Below are 26,526 nucleotides of genomic sequence, written 5' to 3'. Positions count from 1 at the left end.
GTTGGTGGCATGAGTGCCGACCCCATGCCGGAGCGCGGCCCGGTGGCCGTGCGGCGGTGGGTCGCGGGTCGGCTGCGGGCGCTGCCGGGGAGCATCGGCTATTTGCTGGTCGGCGGCGCTACCGGCGTAGCGGCCACATTCGCCACGGTCGGTTTGTTCGTGGTGGCGGCCACCAGCCTCGGCGGGGTGGGCATTCCGGCGATTCCCGAATACCTGCGGCTGATCCGCCCGCTGACCGAGTTCGAACGGCGGCGGGCGGGCAAGCGGCTGGGCGCGCCGATCGTGGTGGCGTATCGGCCGATGACCGGCGGGCTGCGGCAACGGCTGGCCGGCGCCTTCCGGGATCCGGCGAACGGCCGGGATATCGCGTGGCTGTGCCTGCACGGGGTGCCCGGCATGGTGGTGGCGTTGTTCTCGATCGGACTGCCGTTGGGTGTGCTGAATCAGCTGGCGATTCCGGTGTATTGGCAGCTCGTGCCGCCGGGCACCATCGACAGCTTCGGCTTCGTGGTCGATTCCTGGCCGCTGGCCGGGCTCAGCGCCCTCATCGCGATTCCCTTGGCGGCCCTGGTGCTCCGGCTGCCCACGGTGGCCCGCTGGCAGGCGCTGCTGGCACGGACGCTGCTCGGTCCGGCGCCGGGCACCGAGCTCGCGGTGCGGGTGGCGGAGTTGACCGCCACCCGGGCCGCCGCGCTCGACGCGCACGGGGCGGAACTGCGGCGCATCGAACGGGATCTGCACGATGGCGCGCAGGCGCGGATCGCGGCGGTCATCATGCAGCTCGGGCTGGCCGACCAACTGCGCGAACGGGATCCGGCCGCATCGTCCGACCTGGTACGCAAGGCGCAGGACACGGCCGAGGCCGCGTTGGCCGAACTCCGAGATGTTGTGCGGACGGTGTATCCGCCGGTGCTCGCGGATCGTGGTCTGGCGAGCGCGATTTCGGCGCTGGCCGCGCGCTCCCCGATTCCCGTCGAACTCGCTCTCGGCGGCACTGTCCCGCTGCGCCCGGGTACGGCCGAGGTAGCGGATTCGAGCAGATCGGGACCACGGTGGCCCGCGGCCGTCGAGGCAGCCGCGTACTTCGTCATCTCCGAGACGATCACCAACGCGACCAAACATTCCGGGGCCGAACATCTTCGGGTTTCCCTCGGAGGCGATGCCGGGCTGCTGACCGTCGAGGTCCTGGACGACGGGGCCGGCGGGGCGCGGGAGACCGAGGGCGGCGGGCTGGCCGGAATCCGGCGGCGGGCCGAGGCGCTGGACGGGCGGATGCTGCTCAGCAGTCCGGCAGGTGGACCTACTGTGGTGCGAGTGGAGCTGCCGTGCGGGTCGTGATCGCCGAGGATGATGCCCTGCTACGGGAGGGGCTGGCGCTGCTGCTGCGGACGGCGGGGATCGAGGTGGTCGCCGCGGTCGACAATGCGGACGATTTTCTCGCGGTGGTGACCGCCGATCGGCCCGATGCGGTGGTCGTGGATGTGCGGCTGCCGCCCACCTTCACCGATGACGGATTGCGAGCCGCGGTGCGGGCCCGCGAGATTCACCCCGGCCTGCCGGTGCTGGTGCTCTCGGCCTGGGTCGAGGACAGCTATGCCGCCGAACTGCTCGGCGATGGGGCCGGCGGGATCGGATACCTGCTCAAGGAGCGGGTCGGGAAGGTGGATCGGTTCCTGGATTCGCTGCGGCGGGTCGCCGAGGGTGGAACCGCCATGGATCCGGAAGTAATCTCGCAGCTGCTGGTGCGGCGCAAGACCGACGATCCACTGGCCGCGCTGACCCCGCGCGAGCGCGAGGTGCTGGCACTCATGGCCGAGGGGCTCGACAATGCAACCATTGCCGAGCGCCTCGTGGTCACCGAAGGTGCTGTGCTCAAACACATTCGGAGCATCTTTGCCAAGCTGGGGCTGTTCGCCGACGAGGTGGGCCACCGGCGGGTGCTGGCCGTGCTCACCTATCTGAACGCCGGATGATCACTCGTCGCGACAGGTGAGGTCGGCGGCGGGCAGGGCGCCGTCGGCCAGGTAGGCGTTCACGGCGTCGTACACGCAGGAATTCGGGTAGCGGCCGAGGATCGAGTGGATGGCGACGTCCTGCAAGGTGACCATGCGAGAGCCGGTGAGCGCCCGGTGCATGGCAAGTGCTCCGCCATAGTTGGTGCGGGTGTCGCCGGTGGCCTGGATGATCAGGTTCGGCACTGAATTGCCTAACGCGGTGGGTGATTCGGCGGGCGGAGCCCAGAACGCGCACGGCGTGATGTTGTTCGCCATCGCGCCGAAGACCGGCTGGGTGGCGCGGGAGGCCTCGATATTGCGCCGGTACCAGTCGGGGTCGCGGGGTGCGCCGACATCTCCGCAGAGGATGGCCATCTGGGGCGACATGTCGCGCGGCTGCGCGCGCAGCATCATGGCCAGCTTGCCCGCCAGATCCTCGTCCGGTCGAACCGGTTTCCCCTCGGCGGCGTCGGCCAGCTCCCGGATCTGCTGCGCGGCAAGACCGTAGTCGTGCGGTGAATTGAAGGCGATGTACAGCACCAATGGCAGGGAATGCGCGTCGAGGTCGTAGTCGCCGATCCGGATCGGCTGGGCGGCAGCGTGTTCGATCAGCCGCTCGACCAGACCACGCACGGCCGCACCGGTGGTGCCGAGGTGATATTCGTCGTCGCGCTGTGCGGTCCAGGCCGCCCAGGCATCGAGCGCGGCCTCGTTGGGTGACCCCATGTCCTGCACCATGCCGACCGCACCGTAGCGGTCCGGGTCCACGCTGCCGTCCAGCACCATGCGATCGGAACGTTCCGGGAACATCTGCATGTACACCGCACCCAGGTAGGTGCCGTAGGAGGTGCCCACATAGCTGATCCTGGTTTCGCCGAGCACTGTACGAATCACGTCCATGTCCCGAGCGGTATTGCGGGTCGTGAAGTGCGGCAGGCGATCTCCTTCCGCCGTGGCGCAGCGCGCCGCCAGATCGGCTTGGTCGGCGACGGATTCGGCGAACCCCTCGGCATCGATACCGGCGAACTGCAGGCCGAAACCGTGCGGCCAGTGGCAGTTCACCGCCGAGGAGCGGCCGACACCACGCGGGTCCATCCCGATCAGGTCGTAGCGGGCGCGGACCTCGGGGGTCAGGGCCTTGCTCGTCTCCACGAAGTAATCCAGGCCCGCACCGCCGGGACCGCCCGGGTTGGACAATATGACACCGCGCCGCTGGGCCGGATCCCTGGCGGGGATGCGCGAGATGGCGACGGTGATCGTGCGGCCTTGCGGCTCGGCGTAATTCAGCGGCACCGTGACATCGGCACACTGCGCGCCCATGTCGTCCAGGCCCGGCGCATCGCAGGGCTTCCAGGTGAGCGTCTGGTGGTAGTAGCTGTCCAGGGGCTCGGCCGCGGTGGCGCGATCGCAGATGGCGGCATCGAACAGCTTCGACACCGCGTCGGAGCCGGCATCATCGGCCGCGAGCTGATTGACGGTCACCACGACGGCGGTGCCGTCGGAGGCCACGCCATTGCGGGTGCCGAAGCCGGGGATGCTGCCGCCGTGGCCCCACACCTGCTTGCCGCAGGAGACCGGGTGGTGGATCAGACCGAGTCCGTAGCCGGACCCGGGTTCGCCACGGTCCCAGGGGACGGTCTGTTTCATCTCGTCCAATTGCGCGGCGGGCAGCAGTTTCCCGGCGAGCAGGGCGGTGAAGAATCGATTCAGGTCGGCGGGGGTGGCGACCATCGCGCCCGCGGTGTCGGCCCAGGACGGGTCCAGATCGGTGAAATCGATACGCTTGCCGTCGGTTTCCTGATACCCCCGCGAATGCGGGCCCCGGATGCCGGTCTCCCGCGCGTCCGGGAAGTAGGTGTCGCGCAGACCCAGCGGTTCCAGGATGCGGCTCCCGATCTCGGTGGCCGCCGGGCGGCCGGTGACCTTTTCGATCAGCAGGCCCAGCACGATGTAGTTGGTGTTGGTGTAGACCGAGCGCGCACCGGGCTCGAAGCGCGGCGGCATGGACATGGCGATGCGCACCAGGTCCGCGGGTTCGTAGTGGCCCCAGCGGATTCCCTCGGTATCGGCCGCCAGCTGCGGGGAGCCGGGCACGGAAGTCGGTTCGGGTCGGCCGCCCGCCAGGTAGTCGGGCAGGCCGCTGGTGTGCTGCAGCAGCTGACGGACCGTGACGCGGTTGCCGTCATTGCCATTGCCCCGCACCACGCCCGGTAAGTAACGCTCGATCGGAGCGTCCAGTGCAACCTTGCCCTCGCCGGCCAGTTGCAGCACCACGGTGGCGACGAAGGTCTTGGTATTGCTGCCGATCCGGACCCGGGCATTGTCGGGGATGGGTGCGCCGGTCCCCAGGTCGCCCGTGCCCGCGGTGAGGACGTGATGGCCGTCGGGGCCGTCGATGACGACCTGGGCGCCCGGGAAGCCGCTGCGGATCACGGTGTCGAGGGCCTGCGTGACGGTGCGGTACAGCTCCTTGCGTGCCGGCTCACCGCTTCCGGATTCGGTGCCGCACGCCTGGGCCGCGAGTACCGCCAGCACTCCGAAACCGGCCAGCACGACTCGGCCGCGCGGCCGCCGCAATGCGCTCATGGAAGACATTCCTCCTGTTCAGGCCGGGTTCTCCGGCCGGTTCGAGCCTAGGAACGCAGGGGCCGTCGGCCCATGCCCCGCGCACCCCGGTCGAGGTAGCGCCCGGTACCGCGACGGAGGTGGTGCCAGCGCTACCTATATGCACCTTGTTGCATATAGGTCATTTCTCACCTACTGTTCGAGTTGGGAGAAATTCCGCCCCACTCGGCCGCCGAGACGCGGATGATCGAACCCGGGGCGACACACAGCAGACGGGAGCGGACTATGACCGACGCATCGAAGCAGCTGGCGGGCCGGACCATGATCATGTCGGGCGGAAGTCGCGGCATCGGGCTGGAGATCGCCAAGCGGGCGGCGGCCGACGGCGCGAACATCACCATCATCGCGAAAACCGATGCGCCACATCCGAAATTGCCCGGCACCATTCATACCGCGGCGGCCGAGCTGGAGCAGGCGGGCGGCACCGTGCTGAAGTACCTCGGCGATGTGCGCGACGACGCGGCGGTGGCGGACGCGGTCCAGCAGACCGTCGAGCGCTTCGGCGGCATCGACATGGTGGTGAACAATGCCTCGGCCATCGATCTGTCCCCCACCGAATCCCTGCCGATGAAGAAGTACGACCTCATGCAGGACATCAACTGCCGCGGCAGTTTCCTGCTGTCCAAGCTCAGCATCCCGGCGCTGCGGGAATCCGCCGAGGCCGGTCGCAATCCGCACATCCTCACCCTGTCGCCGCCGCTGAACCTGGATCCGAAGTGGGCGGGCACGGCGCTGGGCTACACCATCGCCAAGTACGGAATGTCGCTCACCACACTGGGTTTGAGCGAGGAACTGCGCAAGTACGGGATCGGCGTGAACTCGCTGTGGCCGCGCACCACCATTGCCACCGCGGCGGTGAAGAACCTGCTCGGCGGCGAGGAGATGGTCGCCACCTCCCGCACGCCGGACATCTACGCCGACGCCGCCTACCTGGTGCTCACCTCGCCCGCCAAGGACACCACCGGCAACTTCTTCATCGACGACGAAGTCCTTGCCGCACACGGCATCACCGATCTCGACAAGTACCGGGTGGTGCCCGGCGACGGCCCGCTCACCACGGACCTGTTCCTCTGACCTCGATCGGCTACCTCGGCTGAGTGAGCTCAGCCGAGGCCGGCTGGCGCACAAGGGAATACGTGCGGTCGTGCGTGGTTGACTGGACGCATGAGCATTGCCCTCGTAACAGGTGCGAACCAAGGGCTGGGACGGGCCGTCGCGGCCCTGCTGGCCGAGCGGCTCGAGGCCGGATCCACCATCTATGTCACCGGACGCAACGCCGAGCGGGTCGCGGAGGCGGCGGCCGGGATTCCCGGTGCGGCGCCACTGGTGCTGGATGTCGGCGATGACGAGAGTGTGGCGGCCGCGGCCCGGCTGATCCGGGAACGGCACGACGGAATCGACATCGTGGTGTCCAACGCGGCGGCGCGGCGCACCGCGGAACGCAGTGACGCCGAGACGATTCACGAGTTCGTGAACACCAATAACCTCGGTACCACCCGCATGATCCGCGAGTTCGGGCCACTGCTGCGGCCCGCCGGCCGATTCCTGGTCGTGGCGAGCGCTTTCGGCAGCCTGCGCTATCTGGATCCGAGCCTGCACCACCTGTTCGACACCGACGTCATGACCCTCGACGACCTCGACCGGGTCATGCTCGAGTACGCCGAGCTGGTCGAGAACGGCAAGGACCGCCTGGCGGGCTGGCCGGAGTCCGTCAACTACCCGTCCAAGATCGGCCAGGTCGCCGCGGTCCGGATCTTCGCCCGCGAGGCGGGGCGCGACGTCTTCATCGGCGCGGCCTGTCCAGGTTTGGTGGATACCGAGGCCTCGCGGCCGTGGTTCACCGATATGTCGCAGGCGCAGCCGCCCGAGGCGGCGGCGGTGGATGTGGTGTCGCTGCTGGTGGATCCGGTGAATCCGGCCTTCGCGGGGCAGCTCGTCCAGCATCGGGTGGTGATCGGCTGGACGGCGTCCGAGGGCGGCGGTCCGGAGCAGCCCGACCGCCGCTGAGACGAAACATGGCCCGGGACACGGGGTCCCGGGCCATGGTCAGGCGAATATTTTGGCCGCTAGTCGATTCCGTAGAGGCGTTCCCAGTTCTCGCGGCTGGTGAGTTCCGGCATGGCGGCTCGCCAGCGGCGCTGCAGGTCGGGGAGGTCCCTGCGGAGCTGCCGGAGCACGCGGACGGTGCGGAGCAGCAGGCGGCGGGCGGTTTCCTTGTCGCGCACGCGGACCCGGACGCCGGACTGGGAGGCGTCGGTGACGACCACGTGGTTGAACAGGCCGACGTGCCACCAGTGCGCGTCCTCGCGGGTGACCGCGACCGGGCCGGGGATGACGCGGCCGGTCCACTGGTTGAGGGCGCGCTTGTAGAGCACCAGCAGCGGGTGGCTCGGCTCGCCGCCGGCGCGGCGAACGTGCAGGTGCGCGTTCGGGACCGGGGAGGTGGCGGCCGGATGCTTGACCGTCTCCGGGTAGTCCGAGCGCGAGCCGCGGGCCTTGGCCAGCGCCTCGATACCGCCGTCGCGCAGGATCTCCGGACCCCGCAGGTAGTCCTCGATGCCCTGCAGGGTGGTGTGCGCCAGGCCGTACTGCATGCCGACCAGGTACTCACCGATCTCCCGGAGCAGCTGGCGGGTAATGGATTTCCCGTCCAGGTCGTGGTGCAGCGAGGACACGATGAGCGAGTTGCGCGAGGAGAAGTAGCGCGCCCAGTCGTCGAAGTCCTTCCAGTAGAAGTCGGCGTGCCACACCGCGGCGTTCGGCAGGGTGACGGTGACGAAACCGTTCTCCCGCGCGCGCAGGCCGTATTCCACGTCGTCCCACTGGAAGAAGATCGGCACCGGCAGCCCGATCTTCTTGACCACCTCGGCCGGGATGAGGCAGGTCCACCAGGCCTGGTAGCCGGCGTCCACGCGGCGTTCCTGATGCTTCTTGAGCATGCTGGTGTTGCGCAGCGCCTTGGCCACCTTCTGGCCGTGGCGCAGCTTGCCCAGATTCGTCTCCTCCGCACCGACATTCAGATAGTCGGGGTTGAACAGGAACAGCATCTGCGCGCCCACCAGGGTGGGTTCCGCGGTCAGGTTGGCGAAGGCGTTGAGCCGCAGCACCGTTTCCGGCTCGCACAGGATGTCGTCGTCCATGAGGATGACGTCGGCGTGCTCGTTGGCGCCCGACACCTCGTAGAGGCCGCGCGTGAAGCCGCCCGCGCCACCGAGATTCGGCTGCCGGATGTAGCGCAGCTTGTCGCCGAACTTCGGCCGGGTCTCGGTGAACAGCGTCTGGTCCTGCACCAGGTCGGTGCCCTGGTCGACCACGTAGACGGCGTCGATGAGCGACAGCACGGCCGGGTCGGAGGCCAGGGCCGCAACGGTAGCGGCGCAGTCCGGGGCGCGGTTGAAGGTGCAGATGGCGATGGCCACCGGGCGCACCTGCTCGGGCGCGGCCGCGGTCCACTCCAGATCGGTGATCACGGCCTCGCCGCCGAGGGCCTCGATCTCCAGCCACAGCGCGCCGCCGTCGATGTACATGTCCAGCGGTGCGCGCAGCACCACGCGGCCGGTCTCCTTGACCACCGCGGTGTCGACCACCCGGCGGTGCCCGGCGATATCGGAGGCGGCCAGCCGGATCCGTACCTTGCCGGTCGCCTCGAGGGTCATGGCCACCTCGACCTCGGTGACCTTGGTCCAGCGCTGCCAGTAGGCGGCGGCGAAGCGCCCGAAGTAGGTGTTGGTGTTGACCGACGCACCCTTTTCCAGGCGTAGCGTCTGCCGCTCGCGGGTGACCTTGCCCTTGGCCACCGCGTACAGGTCGTCGCTGATCTTCGGCGCGGGTCCGCAGAAGATACCGCGGGCCAGCACCAGCCGCTCCGGCGCGGTGTGTTCCGCGCGCAGGGTGGTGGGAGCCTCCTCAGCGTTCTCGCGTTCCTCGGTTTCGGTCACGGCCTGCCCAGCCGACGCATCCATGAATCCCTCGACATCCTTTGAATACTTAAGACACCGGCTCATCCGACGTGGTCGCACCGCCACTGTCACTGTCTTGCTCGGCGGGGCGAGAATATCAATCGCTATTCGCCGCGGCAGCGCGAACCCGCGCTAACGGCCGTCCTCGTGTGTTCCGGTGAAGACGAATTTCCCGTAGGCCCAGAATCGGAAGCCCATGGCCACCGCCTGGCCGATGAGTGTCCCGGAAACGTTGTCCGCCAACGGACTGTCCAGTCCGAGAACGTAGCGTGAAAATCCGAGACACCCCAGCTGCAGGCCGATGGCCAACACATTCAGCAGCGCGTAGACGAGGATGTGCCGCGCCCCGGTATCGCCCCGGTGGTCGGAGTAGGTCCACCACTTGTTGCCGAAATAGGTGACCACCGTGGCCACCCCGATGGAGATGATCTTGGCGACCAGCGGGGCGTGGAACAGCGGGCCCTCGCCGCCGGCGAAGACCAGCAGGTTGTAGGTGCCCGCATCGACCACGAAGCCGATCGCGCCCACCACCAGAAATGCCCCGCCCCGCTGCAGCAGGGCACGGACCTTGCCGGTCAGAGAGGCATTCGGGGTGGGTTCATCCACCGCCGTGGACTCGTTCGCAGGCACCGGCCGACGGTACCGCAACCCGCCGCACCCCTATACCTGTGAAGGTCGGGTACCCTCCCGGTGTTCATATTCGCCTCCGATCAGAGGATTGACCGGGTGGACTCCACCGAGCTTCGTATTGCCGCCATTGTGCCGTGCCACAACGAAGAGGCCGCCGTCGCGAAGGTCGTCACCGACCTCAAGGCCGCCGTCCCGGGCATAGTCGTCTACGTCTACGACAACCTGAGCACGGACGCCACCGCTGACAAGGCGCGCGCGGCCGGGGCGATCGTGCGGACCGAGAACCGCAAGGGCAAGGGCAATGTGGTGCGGCGGGCCTTCGCCGACATCGAAGCCGATGTGTACCTGATGGTCGACGGCGACGACACCTACGACGCCGCCGCGGCCCCCGAGATGATCCGCACCCTGCTGGCGGGCCCGTACGACCACGTGCTGGGCGTGCGCCGCGAGGTCGAGGCCGGCTCGGCGTACCGGGCCGGGCACGAGACCGGCAACAAGATCCTCAATGGCGTGGTGGGCAAGGTCTTCGGTGAGAACGTCGAGGACATGCTCAGCGGCTACCGGGTCTTCTCGCGCCGATTCGTGAAGTCGTTCCCGGCGGTGTCGCGGGAGTTCGAGATCGAGACCGAGCTGACCGTGCACTCGCAGCACCTGGGGGTCCCGCAGACGGCGGTTCCGGTCGGATTCCGTGATCGGCCCGCGGGCAGTGAGTCCAAGCTGCGCACCTACAGCGACGGCTTCAAGATCCTGCGCCTGATCATCGGCCTGGCCCGGCACGAGCGGCCGGTCGCCTTCTACGGCCTGTTCGGCACGCTGGCCTGGATCGTCTCGGTCATCCTCATCACGCCGATCGTGATCGAGTTCTATGAGATTCACCAGGTCCCGCGGTTCCCGACGCTGTTCCTGGGCTTCACGCTGCTGCTGCTCGGCAGCCTGGCCTGGACCGCCGGCCTGATCCTGGACGGCATCCGCCGCTCCCGGCACGAGGCCGCCCGCCTGATGTACCTGCGTTATTCGGCGGTCGGCGAGACCGGCCCCGATGCCCGGCCGGGCGGTTCGCTGCGATGACGGTGCGGCTTGCCGGGCAGAATCCCGACGGCAAAGCAGAATCGGACACCGTGGTAACCGAAGTGAACGACAGCACGACCATCCCGGCCCCGGCACCGGCCCCGGCCGCTCCCGCGCCGAAGACGGCCGGGCTGCGGCGCGCGGTGATCGGCATCGAGCGGCGGTTCGGTTCGGCCGCCGTGGTTTTCGTGCTGATCGCCGGCATCTTCGGTGCGGTGTGGTCGGTGGTGACGCCCCCGTTCTGGGGCCACGACGAGATCACCCAGTTCGGCCGGGCCTACCAGGTCGCGCACGGCGGCTTCCTGCCCGAGAAGATCCACGACGATCGCGGGCCGGCGTGGGGCGGCGACGTGCCGGTCAGTATCGACGCGCTGATGAGCTACGCCTTCAACGACTATCAGGACAACCCGGACGAGCCGGAGCCCATGGTCGCGGATCCGCACGTCTACGACCAGCTGGGCGGGGCCGCGGTCTCCGATCGGACCAAACAGGTGTGGTTCACCAATACCGCGGCCTACTCCCCCGTTCCGTACCTGCCGCCCGCCGCGGGCATCCGCATCGCCGAGACCCTCGACCTCAGTGTCGGCGGCATGGTGCTGGCCACCCGCTGGGCCGGGCTGATCGCTTACCTGGTGATCGTCGGTTTCGCGCTGCGCGTGCTGCGCGGCCACCGCGTGCAGTGGCTGGCCTTCACCGTCGCGGTGCTGCCCATCGCGCTGTTCCAGGCCGGGACCGTCACCGCGGACACCGTCACCAATGCACTGGCCCTGCTGGTGTCGGCGCTGGTGGTGAAGGGCCTGTTCCTCGGCGAGCGACTGACCCGGCCGGAGACGGTGGCCGCGCTGGCCACCACCGTGCTGCTGCCGGTGTGCAAGCCGACCTACGTCCTGATCGCCATGCTCACCGTGCTGATCCCGGTGCGCCGCTTCGGCTTCGGCGGCACCGAGCGGATCGCCGTGTGGCAGCGGGTGCTGCCGTGGGCGGCCGCGGGCGTCGGCGCGATCTCGTTCGCGGTGTGGATGAAGATCGCCGCCCCGACCGGTGACGGCATGAGCCTGATGCGGCCCGAGAAGCAGTGGGGCACTGTGCGTCCGGGCGACCAGCTGCACGGCATCCTCACCGACCCGTTGCACTTCCTGCGGATATTCGGCGACAGCATCGCCCGCCGCGACCAGCACTGGTTCACCCAGTTCTTCGGCGAGCTCGGCTTCTCCTACGTCGAGGTGCCCGCGCTCACCATCCTGGCGAGCCTGCTGGCCTTCACCATGAGCATCGGTGCGGCCGAACGCTTCCCGGCGCGCGGCGCGGACCGCACGCGCACCTGGCTGGTGCTGCTGACCATCGCGGCCAGCGTGGCCATGATCTACGTGACGTTGTACATGTCCTTCACGCCGGTCGGTTACTTCATCATCGACGGAGTGCAGGGCCGCTACTTCGTGCCACTCGCGGTGCTGGGCCTGGCGGTGGTGCTGCGCTGGATGCCGCTGCGGCTCACCGACGCCGCGGGCCGGGTCCCGGTGCGCGGCGTGGCGATCACGGTGGTGGCGGCCACCTCGGTGGCGCTCATCGCCGCGGTGATCAAGTATTCGACTATCGTCTGGGGATGACCCGCTGGGGAGTCCGATGGCGTCGATGGCCACGGGCGCGGCGAATTGCCGTGGTGTTGCTGATCATTGCCGCCATCCTGCTGACTCCCGTTGCGGCGGCCGCAGTGTTCCTGCGCCTGCAGGACGCCGGCACCCTGCGCGGCGATGCCCGCACCCGCGGCCACGACGCCGTCTGGCTGGGGCACGCCTGGGTCGACGGCCGCAAATCCGACGCCGATCTCGCCCAGCTGGGAATTCTGCTGGCCGGGACCGGAATCAAGGATCTCTACGTGCACACCGGGCCGCTCGACAATGACGGCACGCTGTCTCCCCAGCTCTATCCGCAGGCCCGCTGGTTCCTCGAGGCCGTGCATCGGGCGCTGCCCGGAATTCGCGTACAGGCGTGGCTCGGAGATGTGCTCACTCCCGAATTCGACGGTCTGAATACCGAAGATCCGAGGACTCGCGATCATGTCGTCACGACATCGTCGCAGGTACTCGATCTCGGATTCGATGGTATTCACTTCGATTTCGAACCGGTGCGCTCGGGATCGGGCGGCTATATCACCATCCTGGATCGGGTCCGCGCCGTCACTTCGGCCCGGCACGCGCTGCTGTCGGTCTCCGCTCCGGTTATCGATCCGCTACCCGGATTGCATTCGCTCGGCGTGGCCTTGTTCGATCACGGGAAATGGTGGTCGCAAGCCTATTTCGCGGAGGTGGCCCGGCGCGTGGATCAAATCGCCGTGATGTCCTATGACACCGCCATGCCGACCCGCGCACTGTACGGCGGATATGTCGCGCAGCAGACCGGTCTGGCCCTGCAGGTCACGCCGCCCGGCACGGATCTGCTCATGGGACTGCCCGCTTTCCGGGCCGAGAACGCGGCCCACCACGGCGCGGCCGAAACCGTCGCCGCCGCGCTGCGCGGCGTGCGCCTGGGGCTGGGCCGCACCGCGCGCGACCGCCGGACATTCGGGGTCGCGCTCTATGTGGATTTCGCGGCCACTCAACAGGATTGGGCCGACTACCGGCAGGACTGGGCCCAGCCCGCCGTCCTCAGCGGCTAGATGAGCTTTTCACCCGCGGCGACATAGGCGGATTCGGTCGCGGCTTTCTGTGGGCGCCACCAGGATTCGTTGTCGCGGTACCAGTCGATAGTGGCCGCCAGGCCCTGGCGGAAATCGTGGTACCGCGGCTCCCAGCCGAGTTCGGTGCGCAGCAGGGAGGCGTCGATGGCGTAGCGCAGATCGTGACCGGGACGGTCGGTGACGTGATCGAAATCGTCCGGGGCACGGCCGAATGCCTCCAGGATCAACTCCACCACGGACTTGTTGTCGCGTTCGCCGTCCGCGCCGATCAGATAGGTCTGGCCGATGCGGCCGCGCTCCAGGATTTCCCAGACCGCGCTGTTGTGATCGTCCACGTGGATCCAGTCGCGCACCTGGTGACCCGCGCCGTAGAGGCGGGGACGGACACCGTCGATGAGATTGGTGATCTGCCGCGGGATGAACTTCTCCACATGCTGGTAGGGCCCATAGTTGTTGGAGCAGTTGGAGATTGTGGCCCGCACCCCGAACGACCGCACCCAGGCACGGACCAGCATGTCGCTGGAGGCCTTGCTGGCCGAGTACGGACTCGACGGGTTGTAGGGGGTGTTCTCACCGAATGCCGAGGGGTCGTCGAGTTCCAGATCGCCGTACACCTCGTCGGTGGAGATGTGGTGGTAGCGGACCTGATGGCGGCGCACCGCCTGGAGCAGCGAATAGGTGCCGACGATATTGGTCTGGACAAACGGCCACGGGTCGGCCAGCGAATTGTCGTTGTGCGATTCGGCGGCGAAATGCACCACCGCGTCCACGCCGCCCACCAGGCGATCCACCAGCGCGGTGTCGGCGATGTCGCCGTGCACGAACTCGATTCGGTCCACGACCGGGTCGAGTGAGGCGCGGTTGCCCGCATAGGTGAGTTTGTCCAGCACGGTGACTTGCACACCGGGACGCGCAGTCACGGTCTGGTGAACGAAGTTCGCGCCGATGAACCCGGCGCCGCCGGTTACGAGCAGTCGCACAGGGAAACACTACGTCGGCCGGGGCGAAGGCCCGCGATGGGTACGGGAAGTTGCCTTCTTTACACCAGCCGGGCGGTCGTTGTGCGCGGAATCGGACATCCGGTTGAAACAAACGCACGTAATTGAAAGGCGGCCGCTCGGTCCAAATGTCGCAATTCCACGGTGCTGCCGCGACATTCGTGCGACCAGCATCACGACTTTCCCTGCGACGCGTGTGACCTTCCTCACACAGACTGCTGTGGGTAACGATCAGGCGGATCGTATATCTGCGTCAAAACCTTTCCCTTGCAGCGCGTTTCCACTACCTTGCAGACCGCGCGATCGTCTTGGTGAACAAAATTTGAACGGACGGACACGATGGGTTCACCGCTCGTTAGCTGTTCTCCATTTCGATTCGACGTGTCCCCCCGAGCTCTTCGATGAGGTTTCTACAAATGCTGATGAGGAAATTCGCCGCCACCGCGGCGCTGGCCGTAGCGGCCGTGGCCATCACCGCCGGCACCGTGAACGCCGCGCCCGCCGAGCAGGCCGACAACGGCGTGATCAACTACTCGGCCACCAACACCCCCGACAACGGTGCGATCATCCACACCGATGCCGGCTCCATGGTCATCGAGAACAACACCTTCGAGATCAAGGCCGCCAACGGCACCGTCGTCGCCGGCATGCCGCTGAGCTTCCGGGTCGACGACTTCGAGTTCCCGATCGCCGCGCAGATCAGCGACGACCACACCGCCAGCATCACCCCGCAGTACGACGTGAACCACGCCGTCTACAAGCCGGTCGCCCTGCCCTACGAGGACCAGGCTCCGTGGAAGTCGGACTACGACCGTGAGCAGGCCGCCTGGAACCGCCTGAAGGACACCATCTCCACCGGCGCCACCATCGGCACCCTGGTCGGCGGTCTCGGCGGCGCGGCCGTCGGCTGCATCGCCGGTATCGGTGTGGGTCTGGTCGCCACCGGCGCCCTGGCCACCCTGTTCGGCCTCGGCCCGCTCGGCGGCTGCGTCCTGGGCGCCGCCACCGTCGGCTTCCTGGGCACCCTGGCGGGTCAGCTGTTCGTGACCGCGCCGGTCGCCATCGCCGCCGCGATCCAGTACTTCTCCACCATCAACGAGCCGCACATCCAGCCGGCTCCGGCGAAGTAACACACGCCCACAGCATCACGAAACCCCCGCCCGGATCATCCGGGCGGGGGTTTCGCCGTATCCGGGCACAGCGGCCACGAAACAGATGTGGGGCCCGAGATCGGCGCCCCGAGCCCCACATCATCAATCAGGCTGCACCCCACCCGAATCGATCGGGCCGCACCCACCCGATCACGCCGTGCGGGCGACCTGCCCCGCCTCGATGCGGTCGCGGACGAAGCGGGCCACGTGGGCCAGGGCGGCCCGGCTCTCCGGCATGGCGGGGAAGATGGCCATGAAGGCGTGCACCTGTCCGCGCCAGATCTCGAGCGTGGCGGGCACGCCGGACTGGGCCAGGCGCTGGGCCATGATCTCGCTGTCGCGGCGCAGCACCTCGTCCTCGGCGACGATGAGCAGCGCGGGCGGCAGGCCGGCCAGCACATTGTTGACCGGCGACAGCCGCGGATCCAGGCGGCCGTTCACCTCGGCGCCCAGCTTGATCACGGACTCCAGCGCGGACAGCGGGATCAGCGCGTCGCGGCGGTAGTTGGGGTGGGCGCGTTTCTCGGTGCAGTCCAGGTCCAGTGCGGGGCACATCCCGACCAGTCCGGCGGGGACGGGCAGTCCGGCGTCGCGGGCGCGCAGGGCGGTGGCGAAGGTCATGTAGCCGCCCGCGGAGTCGCCGGCGAACACCACCTTCGAGGCCGGGACGCCGTGCGCCAGCAACCATTTGTAGGCGGTCAGGCAGTCGGTGACGGATCCGGCGATATCGGTCTCGGGCAGCTGCCGGTACTCCACGCTCACCACCGGCAGCCCGGTGCGCCGGGCGATGGCCGCGACCACGGGACGGTGGGTGTCGAGCCCGCAGAGGAAGAAGCCACCGCCGTGCATGTACAGGACCGCGCCGTCGCGCAATGCCTTGCGGGCCCCGGCGGGCCGCACGATCTCCATGCGGAAGCCATTGAGCCGTACCTGTTCCCGCTCCACTCCCCGCGGAGCCGGGCGCAGCTTGGCCAGGCTGTTGATGACGGTGCTGGCCACCGGCATGGATGCGACGGTGACGGGCACCAGCTCGCCGGCCGGACGGATCATGGTGCGAGCCACCACTGTCAGCGCACGGGCGGCGGCACTGGTGCGGTTCGGGTTCTGGACGGGGACGTCCTCGTGGGCCGTTTCGTGGACAGGCCGTTCGTGAGCCATCGCGCACCTACCTCGTTGTTGGCGCGCCGAGCCGTTCGTCCGGAGCGACCGATACGTTGGCTCGGCACCCGGCGCGCGAGAGTCGGCGCTGACATCTCACATAGCGTTATTTCAGAACACCATGAGAACGTGACCTACGCAACAGATATCGCCGTATCCGCGCGTACGTAAACGGCCGTGATCGATTCGAAGTCCACTCGGAACCTGACCGCCGCGCTCCGCCATCGAGCTGGCAGACTGTCGTGACATGCGCGGAATCATCCTGGCCGGGGGCACCGGATCGCGGTTGCACCCGATCACGCGCGGGGTGAGCAAACAGCTGGTCCCGGTGTACGACAAACCGATGGTGTACTACCCCCTGTCCACCCTCATGCTGGCGGGGATCCGGGACATCCTGGTGATCACCACTCCCGAGGACGCCGACGCCTTCGCCCGGCTGCTCGGCGACGGCAGCCGGTTCGGCGTGTCCATCTCCTATGTGGTGCAGCCGAAACCGGACGGGCTGGCCCGCGCCTTCGTGCTGGGCGCCGACCACATCGGCACCGAGAAAGCCGCGCTGGTGCTGGGCGACAACATCTTCCACGGCCCGGGCCTGGGCACCCAGCTGCAGACCTTCCACGACCTGGACGGCGGCGCGGTCTTCGCCTACCGGGTCTCCGACCCCACCGCCTACGGCGTGGTCGAATTCGCCGAGGGCCGGGCCATTTCCATCGAGGAGAAGCCCAAGGCGCCGCGCTCCAACTACGCGATTCCGGGGCTGTACTTCTACGACAACGACGTGCTCGCCATCGCGCGCGATCTGAAGCCGTCGGAGCGCGGCGAATACGAGATCACCGATATCAACCGCACCTATCTGGAGCAGGGCCGGCTGCACGTGCAGGTGCTGGCCCGCGGCACCGCCTGGCTCGACACCGGTACCTTCGACTCCCTGCTGGACGCCGCCAATTACGTGCGCACCATCGAGGAGCGGCAGGGCCTCAAGATCGGCGTGCCGGAGGAGGTGGCCTGGCGGCTCGGCTTCATCGGCGACGATGAACTCACCCGGCTGGCCGAACCCCTGGTGCGCTCGGGCTACGGAAAGTACCTGCTGGGCCTGCTGGACCACGGGCGAAGCTGGGAGTAGGCATGCGGATTCGGGAACTGTCGGTGCCGGGCGCGTGGGAGTTCACACCCCGGCTGCACGGAGACGAGCGCGGCGTCTTCTACGAGTCGTTCAAGGCCTCGGAATTCGAGAAGGCGGTCGGACGGCCCTTCGACCTGCTGCAGGTCAATATCTCCACCTCCGCGGCGGGTGTGCTGCGCGGCATCCACTACACCGAGAATCCGCCCGGGCAGGCCAAATACGTGACCTGTGTGCGCGGGGCGTTCCTGGACGTGGTGGTGGACCTGCGCCGCGACTCCCCGACCTTCGGCCGCTGGGACGCGGTCGTCATCGACGATGTGGAGCGCAAGTCGGTGTTCCTGGCCGAGGGCCTGGGGCACGCGCTGCTGTCGCTGGAGGACGACTCCACCGTCAACTACCTGTGCTCGCTGGAGTACTCCCCCGAATTCGACCGGGACCTGGACGCTTTCGACCCGGACCTGGCCATCGAGTGGCCGGCCGTCGGCCGCAACGGCGAACCGCTCACCTTCGTCCGCTCGGACAAGGACGCCGCGGCCCCGCGACTCGCAGATCTGAAACTGCTGTCCCGCCTCCCCGGAACTTCAGCGGACGGCTGAGAGCCGTCACCCGTCCCACACCCGTGCCGGCGGTCGGGTGCCGACCCGACTCCGGACGTCCCCGACGAGTTACCCGGATCCTTACGAAATCAGTTGTTACGTCACCGGGGCGCACCGCGTAATGCGGTGCGCCCCGGTGATTTTCGAAGGCGACGCCCGTGTGAGCTGCGAGCGGCACCATCGCGCATCAACCAACCAGTTCGACCTCCAGGTCACGGGCCTCCTGGCGGCGGGCCCGCAGCCTCGGGAGGAAGACCGTGAGGGCGACCAGGGCGCCGACGATGGAGACACCGGCGGCGAATTCCAGGCCGGGACGGTAGGTGTCGAGCATGGCCGCGGGGGTCGGGTTGCTCGGCACGTTCGAGGTGACGATGGCGGTGGTCACCGCGAGCACGATGGCCGCGCCGACCTGCATGGCGGTCTGCAGCACACCGGCCGCCAGGCCCTGCTCGTCATCCTCGATGCCGCTGGTGGCCTGGATATTGATGGCCGGGAACCCGACCCAGCCGATGCCGACCAGCAGCACCGCGGGCAGCAGCACGGTCAGGTAGGACGGTGCGGTGTCGATGCGCAGGTACAGCAGGTAGCCGACGGCCATGATCACCATGGTGATCGCGATGATCGGGCCGGTGCCGAAGCGGTCGACCAGCTTGTCGGAGACGAAGGCCGAGGCGACCACCAGCAGGCCGACCGGCAGCAGCGCCATCGAGAGCTTCAGCGGCGACCAGCCCAGGGTGTCCTGCAGGTACAGCGTGGTGATGAACTGCCAGCTGAAGTACGAACCGGCGACCGCGATGATGGCCAGGCTGGCCCGGACCAGGGTGGGCTTGCGCAGGATGCCGAGGCGCACCAGGGGGTAACGCACCTTGCTCTCGGCGTAGACGAACGCCGCACCCAGCACGGCCACCGCGACGAACGATCCGATGGTGCGGGCCGAGCCCCAGCCCGCCTGCGGCGCGGAGACCACGGTGTAGACGAGCAGCAGCATGGTGGCGGTGGACAGCAGCGCGCCAATCAGGTCGTGTCCGCCCTCCTCGGCGGGCTTGTCCTTGGGGACGAGGAAATACGCGGAGGCCAGCGCGGCGAGGGCCACCGGAACCGGGAGCAGGAAGGTCCAGCGCCAGCCGAGACCGGTCATCAGGCCGCCGAACAGCAGGCCCATGGAGTAGCCACCGGCGCCGAAGACGGTGTAGATGGACAGCGCCTTGTTGCGGGCCGGTCCCTCTTGGAAATTCGTGGTGATGATGGACAGACCGGTCGGCGCGGTGAACGCGGCGGCCAGGCCCTTCACGAAGCGGGTCAGGATGAGCAGCGCCGGCGAGCTCACCAGCGCGCCCGCGAGCGAGGCCAGCGCGAAGACGGCCAGGGCGATCAGGAAGACCTTGCGTCGGCCCAGCAGGTCGGCGGTGCGGCCGCCCAGCAGCAGCAGGCCGCCGTAGCCCAGCACGTAGCCGCTGACCAGCCACTGCAGGGTGGAGGTCTGAATGTCGAGTTCGGTGCCGATCGACGGCAGCGCGACGCCGATCATCGACACGTCGAGGCCGTCCAGGAACAGCACGATGCACAGGGTGATGAGCATGCCCCAGAGCCGGGCGGTCCACTGCGTGGTATCGGCCGCGGTGCTCACTGCGGGGCGGGTCTCGGTGGAAGTCACGAGAAGCGACAGTACATGCGCGTGCATCAAATGCACAAGCATTTAATGCAGTTGCATGCTTTCGATGGACAGACTAAGATGACCGCATGCCGAAGCCGACAGCAAGCGCCGAGAGGGGGAGCGCTGTCGACCGGCCCGTCATCACGCCAGTGGAGGCGTCGGGGCTGGTGGGTGAGTGGCGCGATCTGCTGGCCCGGCACGCGACGACCTCGTGCGCTCTGGAAAAGGAACTGCAAGGCCGCCACCACATCGGGCTCAGCGAATTCGAAACCCTGGACCGCCTCGTCGAATCCGGCAGTGACAGCTGCAAGATGAGCGATCTGGCCAATGACATCTATCTCAGTCAGAGCGCGCTCTCCCGCACGGTGGCGAGACTCGAGCGCGATGGACTGGTCGACCGCACGCTGTGTACCGAGGATCGCCGCGCGATCTTCGTCTGCGTCACGGAAAAAGGGCGCGAACTGCATCGGCAGGCCGCGCCCACGCACCGGGAGGTGCTGGCCCAGAACCTGGGCTAGACCGCCGCGCGCAGCGTCTCGATGACCGGAAGCGCGTCCACCGCAATAGAACTCACCGCCACGAAGGCTTCGCGGTAGCGCTCGACCTCGTGCTCCTTGTCCAGATACGAGGAGCCGGTGAGGGCTTCCACGTACACCACCGGCGGCTCGGTGGGTTCACCTGCGGCGGTGGGGAATTCGAGCAGCACGAAACGGCCCGCGTCCATGCCGTGGTGATAGCCGCACTCGGCGGGCAGCAACCGCAGCCGGACATTGGGCAGTTCGGCGAGTTTGCGCAGCCGGTCCAGCTGGCCTCGGGTCACGTCGTCGCCGCCGATGCGATGCCAGAGCACCGCCTCGGCGATCACCACATCCAGTTGCAGCGGCGATTCCGCGCGGGTGAGCAGCGACTGGCGCGCGGTGCGTACCCGGACCCGGCGGTCCAGCTGTTCGGCGGAGATGCCCGGGTAGGCTCCGGCCAGCACCGCCCGGTAGTACTGCTCGGTCTGCAAAAGCCCTGGCACCAGCTCGTTCTCATAGCTGGTGAGCCGGCTCGCCGCCTCCTCGAGCCCGATGTAGACCTCGTAGCCTTCGTCGATCACGTCACTGAACTCGGTCCACCAGCCGCGGGCCTTGGTCTCCCGGGCCAGCGTGGTGAGCGGTTCGATGGCGTCTTCCGGAGCCCCGTAGATGCGGCACATGGCCTCGACATCCAGACTGCGTAAAGACGTCTGTCCAGTTTCGATTCGCCAGATCTTGGCCTCGGACCATTCCAAGCGCTGCGCGGCCACCCGGGTCGTCATGCGCGCGCGATTGCGCAGGTCGCGCAGGTGCCGGCCGAGCTGGCGGCGCGGCACGGTCGATCCGGTAATCCCCTGCGGTAGAGCCATTCGTCCCCCTAAACCAGTGTTGCGATCGCATTGTTGCACAGGAAAACTCAGCGATCCATGGACGCGGGACGCGGCCTGGGGCGCAGATTTCGCACCGCCCCGTTGCAAGGATAGCGGCCGCTGGCCGGCCTACTTCCGGGACGAGCGCCGGCGGAAGCGCCAGAACTGAACTGCCTGAACATCTTTGGACAGCTGATTGACCGGTTCGGCCACATCCGAGAGGGCCTGGAACAGATCGTCGGCCATATCGGAGATGTGCGCGACCCGGGCCGCCAGCCGGGAGGCATTGAGCACGAACTCCAGCAGCAGGCGCACCACCGCGGCGATCACCAGGCCCAGCGGGACCGCGAACACCACCGCGAACACGATGCCCAGCCAGGCCGAGATTCGCCACAGCCCTATGGTTCCCACGATCGGGATGGCGACGGCGCTCGCCAGGCCGAGCAGATACGCCAGGGGCAGCAGCGTGCGGGTGGCGGCGCGCTGGAACTGCAGGTCCAGCAGGGCGCGGGCGGCGTCCACGCTCCAGGAGCCGAAAGCGCCTGGGCTGGCGAAGGGTTCGACCGGCTCCTCGGCCTCCTCGTCCGCGGCCAGCCGCCGGGACATGCGCCGGGTGGCGGACTCCTTGAAGGCGGCCCAGCGCCCCTCGGTGATGATCTCGTCGAACTCGTCGTATTCCTCGAGTTCGGCCGTGTTCCCGCCCGATTGATCGGTCATGCCGACGATCTCCTCTCCCGCAGACCTTTTCGGCCGACTCAGTGTCTCCGGTAACGCCGGGGTGCCGCAGGACGAGCCAGTGTGGTGTAGAACACGTCACGCTCGCGGGCGGGCGCTGGGCTCCGGATCCGACGACAGCCACCTTGACGGTGTTGTCGCAGGCAGGGCCGCTACCTCGAGGTCGTGTCGCAGCTGGGCCATGGTCACCATCCGGTCGGAACAAACCGGACGAATGCCCCTGCGGGACACAACCGGACCCGAGTTGAAAAAGAAGGTGTAACACCACGAACCCCCCGCTCCGATACGAGGCACAGAGCAGGAATCAGAACTACCGGGGAATGGAGAAACCAGTGCGTACGACGTTTTCGTCAGCCGTTGCGGAATCCGCGCAGGACTACATCCGGCGCGGCTGGACGGTCGCCGAAACCGCCAATGGCGTGTGCCTGGTCACCGACGAGAACATCGCGGGCATCGAGGTCACCGGCGACACCGCCGCCTTCGTGCGCCGCTACCTGCGGGCCAATGACCTGACCGGCCCGGTCATCGAGATCCCGGGCGCCGAGCGCCGCGAGATCCATCTCGTCACCGGCCTGCGCAAGGCCGAACGCGCCATCGAGGCCCTGCGCGAGTCCGGCGTGGTCGTCTACGCCGACGGCGCGGGCATCCCGTTGCCGCCGACCAAGCTGTCCGCCGGTGCGGCCTGCTGGGGCGTCGCCCCGCACGAGGCCCGCTGGATCCCGCCGGTGGTCGCCATCGCCGCCGGTGTCCGTGCCGCCGCCAAGGGAGCGCCGCAGGCGGCTCGTATCGCCTCCTGACGCCACCGGCTCTCACAACTACACAAAACCCGCGAGTGCACCCCGGCGCTCGCGGGTTTTGCCGTATCCGCATCCGAACGTTGCAAATTAAGCGATAACGGACATAATCCGAGGCTCCGGCATTGGCGGCCGCCGGGAGCCCGCGTCCGGCATTCCCGGCGGCCAGAGGTGTTCCGCCCGGTACGTTTCCGGGCGATCATGAGGTATGACCCACGTCACGGACAGCCCCCGGACATTGCTACGCACCTGCCCGCTCTGTGAAGCGGTGTGCGGCCTCGAGCTCACCCTGGACAGCACCGATCACATCGTCTCGGTGCGCGGTGACCACGCCGATCCCTTCAGCCGCGGCTTCATCTGCCCCAAGGGCGCCACCCTCGGACATCTCGACGCCGATCCGGATCGGCTGACCGCGCCCATGATTCGCGACCGCGCCACCGACACCTGGCGAGAGGCGAGCTGGGACGAGGCATTCGGGGTGATCCGGGAGCGCCTGCCGCAGGTGACGGCCGCGCACGGCAATCAGGCGGTGGGGCTGTACCTGGGCAATCCCAATGCCCACACCGTGGCCGGGGCGCTGTACGTGCCGCTGCTGATCCGGGCGCTGGGCACTCGGAACCTGTTCTCCGCCAGCACCGCCGACCAGATGCCCAAGCAGGTGTCGAGCGGGCTCATGTTCGGTGATCCGCTCACCGTGGCGGTGCCGGACCTGGACCGCACCGGCTATCTGCTGATGCTGGGCGCGAATCCGCTGGAGTCCAATGGATCGCTGTGCACCGCACCGGATTTCCCGGGCCGGCTGAAGGCGCTGCGGCAGCGCGGCGGGCGGCTGGTGGTGGTGGATCCGCGGCGCACGCGCACCGCCAAGCTGGCCGACGAGCACGTGTTCGTGCGGCCGGGCAGTGATGCCTACCTGCTGTTCGGGATCGTCCACACGTTGTTCGCGGAGGGTCTTACCGACGTCCGGGTCGAGGTGAACGGACTGGACGAGGTGCGGGCCGCGGCAGCCGAATTCACGCCGGAGCTGGTGTCCGGGCGCACCGGGGTGCCCGCCGAGACCATCGTGCGGATCGCGCGCGAGCTGGCCGCCGCGCCGACGGCCGCCGTTTACGCCCGGATCGGCACCTGCACGGCCGAATTCGGCACGCTCACGCAGTGGCTGGTGGATGTCGTCAATGTGCTCACCGGCAATTTCGACTCGCCCGGCGGGGCCATGTTCGCGACGGGGGCGGCGCTGGGCATCGTGCGGTCGCGGCCGTTCCGCCTCGCGCGCTGGGCCAGCCGGGTACGCGAGTTGCCGGAGGCCATGGGCGAACTGCCGGTGGCCACGCTGGCGGACGAGATCCGCACGCCCGGCGACGGGCAGATCCGGGCCATGGTGACGGTGGCGGGCAATCCGGTGCTGTCCGCACCCAGCGGCGCGCGCCTCGACACCGCCTTCGCCGGACTGGAATTCATGGTGAGTGTGGACCGCTACCTCAACGAGACCACCCGCCACGCGGATGTCATCCTGCCGCCCCCGCGCATCCTGCAATCGCCGCACTACGATTTCGCGCTGCTCAATTTCGCGGTCCACAACTACGCCCGCTACTCGCGGCCGCTGGTGCCGCTCGGCGCGAACGAGCTGTCCGAGGCCGAGGTGCTGGCCCGGCTGGCCCTGGCCGTTTCGGGTCAGGAAGCCCAACCCGGGCTGGATCCGCTCGGTGCGGTCGACGAGATCGTCATCGCCGGGACCCTGCACAAGGCCGGCCTGGCCGACCGCGGCAGCGAACTGCTCGGCACCGACACCACCGAACAGCGGCTGGACCTGATGCTGCGCCTGGGCCCCTTCGGCGAATGGTCCACCACGCCGGACGACGAGCACGAATGGCGCGGCAAGCTGAATCTGCAAGTGCTGCTGGACAATCCGCACGGCATCGATCTGGGGCCGCTGGAGCCCCGGCTGCCGGGTGTGCTGCGGACGGCCTCTCGCCGGGTCGAGCTGGCGCCCGCCGAACTGCTGGCCGACCTGGACCGGCTGCGGGCCCGGCTGGGGGTCGAGCGGCCGGAGATGGTGCTGGTGGGGCGGCGGCAGCTGCGATCCAACAACAGCTGGCTGCACAATGTGCCGCCACTGGTGGGCGGGTCGAATCGGTGCACGCTGCACATTCATCCGGAGGACGCGGCGCGGCTGGGGTTGAACGGGCAGGCCGTGGTGAAATCGGCGGCGGGCACGCTGACCGTGGACGTCGAGCCGACCGAGGACATCATGCCCGGTGTGGTCAGCCTGCCACACGGCTGGGGACACGGGGACAGCACGCAGACCGTCGCGCGGGAGCACGCCGGGGTGAATGCCAATGTGCTGACCGATGATTCGCTGGTGGACGCCCCGTCCGGGAACGCCGTGTTCAATGGCGTGCCGGTGACGCTGACCCGGGTGTGAGGCGGAGCCGGACCACACCGTGCGTTGCGACCGGAGCCGGTGCGCCCTGAAAGACCTCTCGGTATTTATGTTTCGAGCACCGAAGATCGACACCACCCAGGGGGATGACGGCCGCACGACACCACGGAAGCTCTGCGAAATGGACAAATCAGGAATGCGAAATCCCCGTGCCCCCTGGGGATCTCGCATTCCTGCGGTCCGAAACCACGAGCAGCATCCCCGCAGCTAAGGGCCGAAGGTCCCTTGTGGGTCCTTTCATCCGGGAGGATCCTCCCTCGGGAAGGTTTGTCCGGCAACAGTCGAGGAAGCCCCACCAGGGCAGATACGCCGGTTCACGCATTTGCCACACGAAAATAGTTAAACCGTATAGGATTTCGGATGGCCGAAGTTCGTGGCCGAGCCTCTTCCATCCGGTATTCAGCTACCAAAGGGGGCGCACGATGCCCGGTATCAGAAACGGCAGCGACGGCGAACGGGAACTGCAGGAGCGATACGGTACCGAGGAACGGGCACAACGCTTCTACTCCGATCAGGTGCGAGATCGGCTCAATACCCACATGATCGATTTCATCCGGCGCATGGACATGGCCTTCATCGCCACCTCCGACAAGCACGGTGAATGCGATGCCAGCTTCCGCGCCGGCAAAGCGGGCTTCCTGCACGTGATCGACGAGCGCACCGTCGCCTATCCCGAATACCGCGGCAACGGCGTCATGGCCAGCCTCGGCAATATTCTCGAGAACCCCCACGTCGGCATTCTCATGATCGATTTCGTGCACGACCTGATCGGCCTGCACCTCAATGGCACCGCGCGCATCGTGGACGACGCGCTCATGCGCCGCTGCGTCCCCGACCTGCCGGCCGATACCCGGGGGCGCATTCCGGAGCGCTGGGTGGTGGTGGATGTGGAGGAGGCCTACATCCACTGCCGCAAGCACATTCCGCACCTGGTCCCGGCCCAGCGCGAGCAGCGCCAGTGGGGTACCGACAATGTGCGCGCCAAGGGCGGCGACTACTTCCGGGCGAAGGAAGAAACCAACGCCCTGGTCGAGTCTTGACTTCAGCGCCGCCTAGTCGATCTTGAAGATCACCGCGCGCTGGACAATGAAGTTGATCACGGTGGCGGTGCCCTGCGCGACGCAGAAGGCGAGCCAGATCCGCCACCACGCATCGGGCAGCGCGTAGTAGCAGAGCTGGTTGATGCCGACCTGCAGCGCGAAGGTCACCGCGTACAGCAGCACCACCGCGATGAAGCGCCTGCGGCTCGGCTCGGCCTGGAAGGTCCAGCGCCGGTTGATCAGGTAGGCCGTGGTCGTGCCCGCGATGAAGCTGATGGACTTGGCCACCGGCAGCGGCAGTCCGACGAGCTTGAACAGCAGCGTGTACAGGCCGAAGTCGACGATGGCGGACAGGCCACCGGTGACCGCGAATCGGATGATCTGCGTCTTGAGATCAACGTCCGTACCACCCGGTTCATCGACGAGGGGCAGCTCGGGCGGCAGGGGCAGATGGGGTTCCGCGGTCACAACGCAGAAGAGTAATGCCCGGGACAAAG

At 68.0% G+C, this 26,526-nt stretch carries 23 protein-coding genes; 14 read left to right on the top strand and 9 right to left on the bottom strand.

What is annotated here, in order from left to right; genetic code table 11:
* Positions 1 to 9 precede the first annotated feature (9 nt).
* Positions 10 to 1,338: a sensor histidine kinase gene (locus ACFXHE_RS28675; RefSeq protein WP_379387557.1), complete on the top strand. Its 1,329-nt coding sequence runs from the start codon at positions 10 to 12 to the stop codon at positions 1,336 to 1,338.
* Positions 1,326 to 1,973, top strand: a complete 648-nt coding sequence (locus ACFXHE_RS28670) for a response regulator transcription factor (protein ID WP_354838630.1) — start codon at positions 1,326 to 1,328, stop codon at positions 1,971 to 1,973. The genes ACFXHE_RS28675 and ACFXHE_RS28670 overlap by 13 nt, the downstream gene beginning before the upstream one ends.
* Here the strand turns inward: ACFXHE_RS28670 and ACFXHE_RS28665 are convergent, their stop codons facing one another.
* Complete coding sequence (locus tag ACFXHE_RS28665) at positions 1,974 to 4,580, bottom strand: alpha/beta fold hydrolase (protein ID WP_379387556.1); 2,607 nt, start codon at positions 4,578 to 4,580, stop codon at positions 1,974 to 1,976.
* A gap of 264 nt (positions 4,581 to 4,844) precedes the next feature.
* Here ACFXHE_RS28665 and ACFXHE_RS28660 point away from each other — a divergent pair, with 264 nt between their 5' ends.
* Together ACFXHE_RS28660 and ACFXHE_RS28655 are read left to right on the top strand one after the other, a co-directional pair.
* A complete protein-coding gene (locus tag ACFXHE_RS28660) occupies positions 4,845 to 5,693 on the top strand; it encodes an SDR family oxidoreductase (RefSeq protein ID WP_379387555.1) in 849 nt (282 codons plus the stop codon).
* A gap of 90 nt (positions 5,694 to 5,783) precedes the next feature.
* Complete coding sequence (locus ACFXHE_RS28655; RefSeq protein ID WP_379387554.1) at positions 5,784 to 6,626, top strand: SDR family NAD(P)-dependent oxidoreductase; 843 nt, start codon at positions 5,784 to 5,786, stop codon at positions 6,624 to 6,626.
* 59 nt (positions 6,627 to 6,685) lie between these two features.
* On the opposite strand, the gene ACFXHE_RS28650 is transcribed toward ACFXHE_RS28655, so the two are convergent.
* Both ACFXHE_RS28650 and ACFXHE_RS28645 read right to left on the bottom strand, forming a co-directional pair.
* Positions 6,686 to 8,581 carry a glycosyltransferase gene (locus tag ACFXHE_RS28650; protein WP_379387553.1) on the bottom strand — a complete coding sequence of 632 codons (1,896 nt, stop codon included), beginning with the start codon at positions 8,579 to 8,581 and terminating at the stop codon, positions 6,686 to 6,688.
* A 129-nt stretch (positions 8,582 to 8,710) separates the two neighbouring features.
* Entirely contained in the window at positions 8,711 to 9,208 is a 498-nt protein-coding gene (locus ACFXHE_RS28645) for a GtrA family protein (protein WP_379387552.1), read from the bottom strand.
* A 96-nt stretch (positions 9,209 to 9,304) separates the two neighbouring features.
* On the opposite strand from ACFXHE_RS28645, the gene ACFXHE_RS28640 reads away from it, so the two are divergent.
* The 3 genes from ACFXHE_RS28640 to ACFXHE_RS28630 all read left to right on the top strand — a co-directional run bounded on the left by ACFXHE_RS28640 (position 9,305) and on the right by ACFXHE_RS28630 (position 12,932).
* A complete protein-coding gene (locus ACFXHE_RS28640; RefSeq protein ID WP_379387551.1) occupies positions 9,305 to 10,276 on the top strand; it encodes a glycosyltransferase in 972 nt (323 codons plus the stop codon).
* A 62-nt stretch (positions 10,277 to 10,338) separates the two neighbouring features.
* Positions 10,339 to 11,883, top strand: coding sequence for a DUF2142 domain-containing protein (locus tag ACFXHE_RS28635; protein WP_379387550.1), 1,545 nt, complete (start codon positions 10,339 to 10,341; stop codon positions 11,881 to 11,883).
* Positions 11,880 to 12,932, top strand: a complete 1,053-nt coding sequence (locus tag ACFXHE_RS28630) for a hypothetical protein (protein ID WP_379387549.1) — start codon at positions 11,880 to 11,882, stop codon at positions 12,930 to 12,932. The genes ACFXHE_RS28635 and ACFXHE_RS28630 overlap by 4 nt, the downstream gene beginning before the upstream one ends.
* Here the strand turns inward: ACFXHE_RS28630 and rfbB are convergent.
* A complete protein-coding gene (gene rfbB, locus ACFXHE_RS28625) occupies positions 12,929 to 13,933 on the bottom strand; it encodes a dTDP-glucose 4,6-dehydratase (protein WP_379387548.1) in 1,005 nt (334 codons plus the stop codon). The genes ACFXHE_RS28630 and rfbB overlap by 4 nt on opposite strands.
* A 434-nt stretch (positions 13,934 to 14,367) precedes the next feature.
* On the opposite strand from rfbB, the gene ACFXHE_RS28620 reads away from it, so the two are divergent.
* Complete coding sequence (locus tag ACFXHE_RS28620) at positions 14,368 to 15,081, top strand: hypothetical protein (protein ID WP_379387547.1); 714 nt, start codon at positions 14,368 to 14,370, stop codon at positions 15,079 to 15,081.
* A gap of 171 nt (positions 15,082 to 15,252) precedes the next feature.
* On the opposite strand, the gene ACFXHE_RS28615 is transcribed toward ACFXHE_RS28620, so the two are convergent.
* On the bottom strand, positions 15,253 to 16,260 hold the full coding sequence (locus ACFXHE_RS28615; protein WP_379387546.1) for an alpha/beta hydrolase: 1,008 nt from the start codon (positions 16,258 to 16,260) through the stop codon (positions 15,253 to 15,255).
* Positions 16,261 to 16,507: 247 nt separating this feature from the next.
* Here ACFXHE_RS28615 and rfbA point away from each other — a divergent pair, with 247 nt between their 5' ends.
* The gene (rfbA, locus tag ACFXHE_RS28610; RefSeq protein WP_354838594.1) at positions 16,508 to 17,383 is read left to right on the top strand and encodes a glucose-1-phosphate thymidylyltransferase RfbA; all 876 of its coding nucleotides are present in this window, start codon (positions 16,508 to 16,510) and stop codon (positions 17,381 to 17,383) included.
* 2 nt (positions 17,384 to 17,385) lie between these two features.
* The gene (locus tag ACFXHE_RS28605) at positions 17,386 to 17,979 is read left to right on the top strand and encodes a dTDP-4-dehydrorhamnose 3,5-epimerase family protein (RefSeq protein ID WP_379387545.1); all 594 of its coding nucleotides are present in this window, start codon (positions 17,386 to 17,388) and stop codon (positions 17,977 to 17,979) included.
* Between the two features lie 187 nt (positions 17,980 to 18,166).
* Here ACFXHE_RS28605 and ACFXHE_RS28600 read toward each other — a convergent pair whose 3' ends face one another.
* Positions 18,167 to 19,660 carry an MFS transporter gene (locus tag ACFXHE_RS28600; RefSeq protein ID WP_379387544.1) on the bottom strand — a complete coding sequence of 498 codons (1,494 nt, stop codon included), beginning with the start codon at positions 19,658 to 19,660 and terminating at the stop codon, positions 18,167 to 18,169.
* 59 nt (positions 19,661 to 19,719) lie between these two features.
* Between ACFXHE_RS28600 and ACFXHE_RS28595 the strand changes: the two genes are divergently transcribed.
* Positions 19,720 to 20,151: a MarR family transcriptional regulator gene (locus ACFXHE_RS28595; RefSeq protein ID WP_364608645.1), complete on the top strand. Its 432-nt coding sequence runs from the start codon at positions 19,720 to 19,722 to the stop codon at positions 20,149 to 20,151.
* Here the strand turns inward: ACFXHE_RS28595 and ACFXHE_RS28590 are convergent.
* Positions 20,148 to 21,020 (bottom strand): helix-turn-helix domain-containing protein, encoded by an 873-nt coding sequence (locus ACFXHE_RS28590; RefSeq protein ID WP_379387543.1) that lies wholly within the window; start codon positions 21,018 to 21,020, stop codon positions 20,148 to 20,150. The genes ACFXHE_RS28595 and ACFXHE_RS28590 overlap by 4 nt on opposite strands.
* Positions 21,021 to 21,149: 129 nt before the next feature.
* The gene (locus ACFXHE_RS28585) at positions 21,150 to 21,737 is read right to left on the bottom strand and encodes a DUF4282 domain-containing protein (protein WP_354838582.1); all 588 of its coding nucleotides are present in this window, start codon (positions 21,735 to 21,737) and stop codon (positions 21,150 to 21,152) included.
* Between the two features lie 350 nt (positions 21,738 to 22,087).
* Here ACFXHE_RS28585 and ACFXHE_RS28580 point away from each other — a divergent pair, with 350 nt between their 5' ends.
* The 3 genes from ACFXHE_RS28580 to ACFXHE_RS28570 all read left to right on the top strand — a co-directional run bounded on the left by ACFXHE_RS28580 (position 22,088) and on the right by ACFXHE_RS28570 (position 26,029).
* Positions 22,088 to 22,552: a hypothetical protein gene (locus ACFXHE_RS28580; protein ID WP_354838579.1), complete on the top strand. Its 465-nt coding sequence runs from the start codon at positions 22,088 to 22,090 to the stop codon at positions 22,550 to 22,552.
* Between the two features lie 205 nt (positions 22,553 to 22,757).
* A complete protein-coding gene (locus ACFXHE_RS28575; RefSeq protein WP_379387542.1) occupies positions 22,758 to 24,971 on the top strand; it encodes a molybdopterin-dependent oxidoreductase in 2,214 nt (737 codons plus the stop codon).
* A 440-nt stretch (positions 24,972 to 25,411) separates the two neighbouring features.
* Positions 25,412 to 26,029: a pyridoxamine 5'-phosphate oxidase family protein gene (locus tag ACFXHE_RS28570; RefSeq protein ID WP_364608660.1), complete on the top strand. Its 618-nt coding sequence runs from the start codon at positions 25,412 to 25,414 to the stop codon at positions 26,027 to 26,029.
* Positions 26,030 to 26,041: 12 nt separating this feature from the next.
* Here the strand turns inward: ACFXHE_RS28570 and ACFXHE_RS28565 are convergent, their stop codons facing one another.
* Positions 26,042 to 26,497, bottom strand: a complete 456-nt coding sequence (locus ACFXHE_RS28565) for a GtrA family protein (protein WP_379387541.1) — start codon at positions 26,495 to 26,497, stop codon at positions 26,042 to 26,044.
* Positions 26,498 to 26,526: the final 29 nt, after the last annotated feature.

Source organism: Nocardia sp. NPDC059229, assembly GCF_042754165.1.
Lineage (GTDB): Bacteria > Actinomycetota > Actinomycetes > Mycobacteriales > Mycobacteriaceae > Nocardia.
This window is presented reverse-complemented; position numbering and strand designations above follow the sequence as displayed.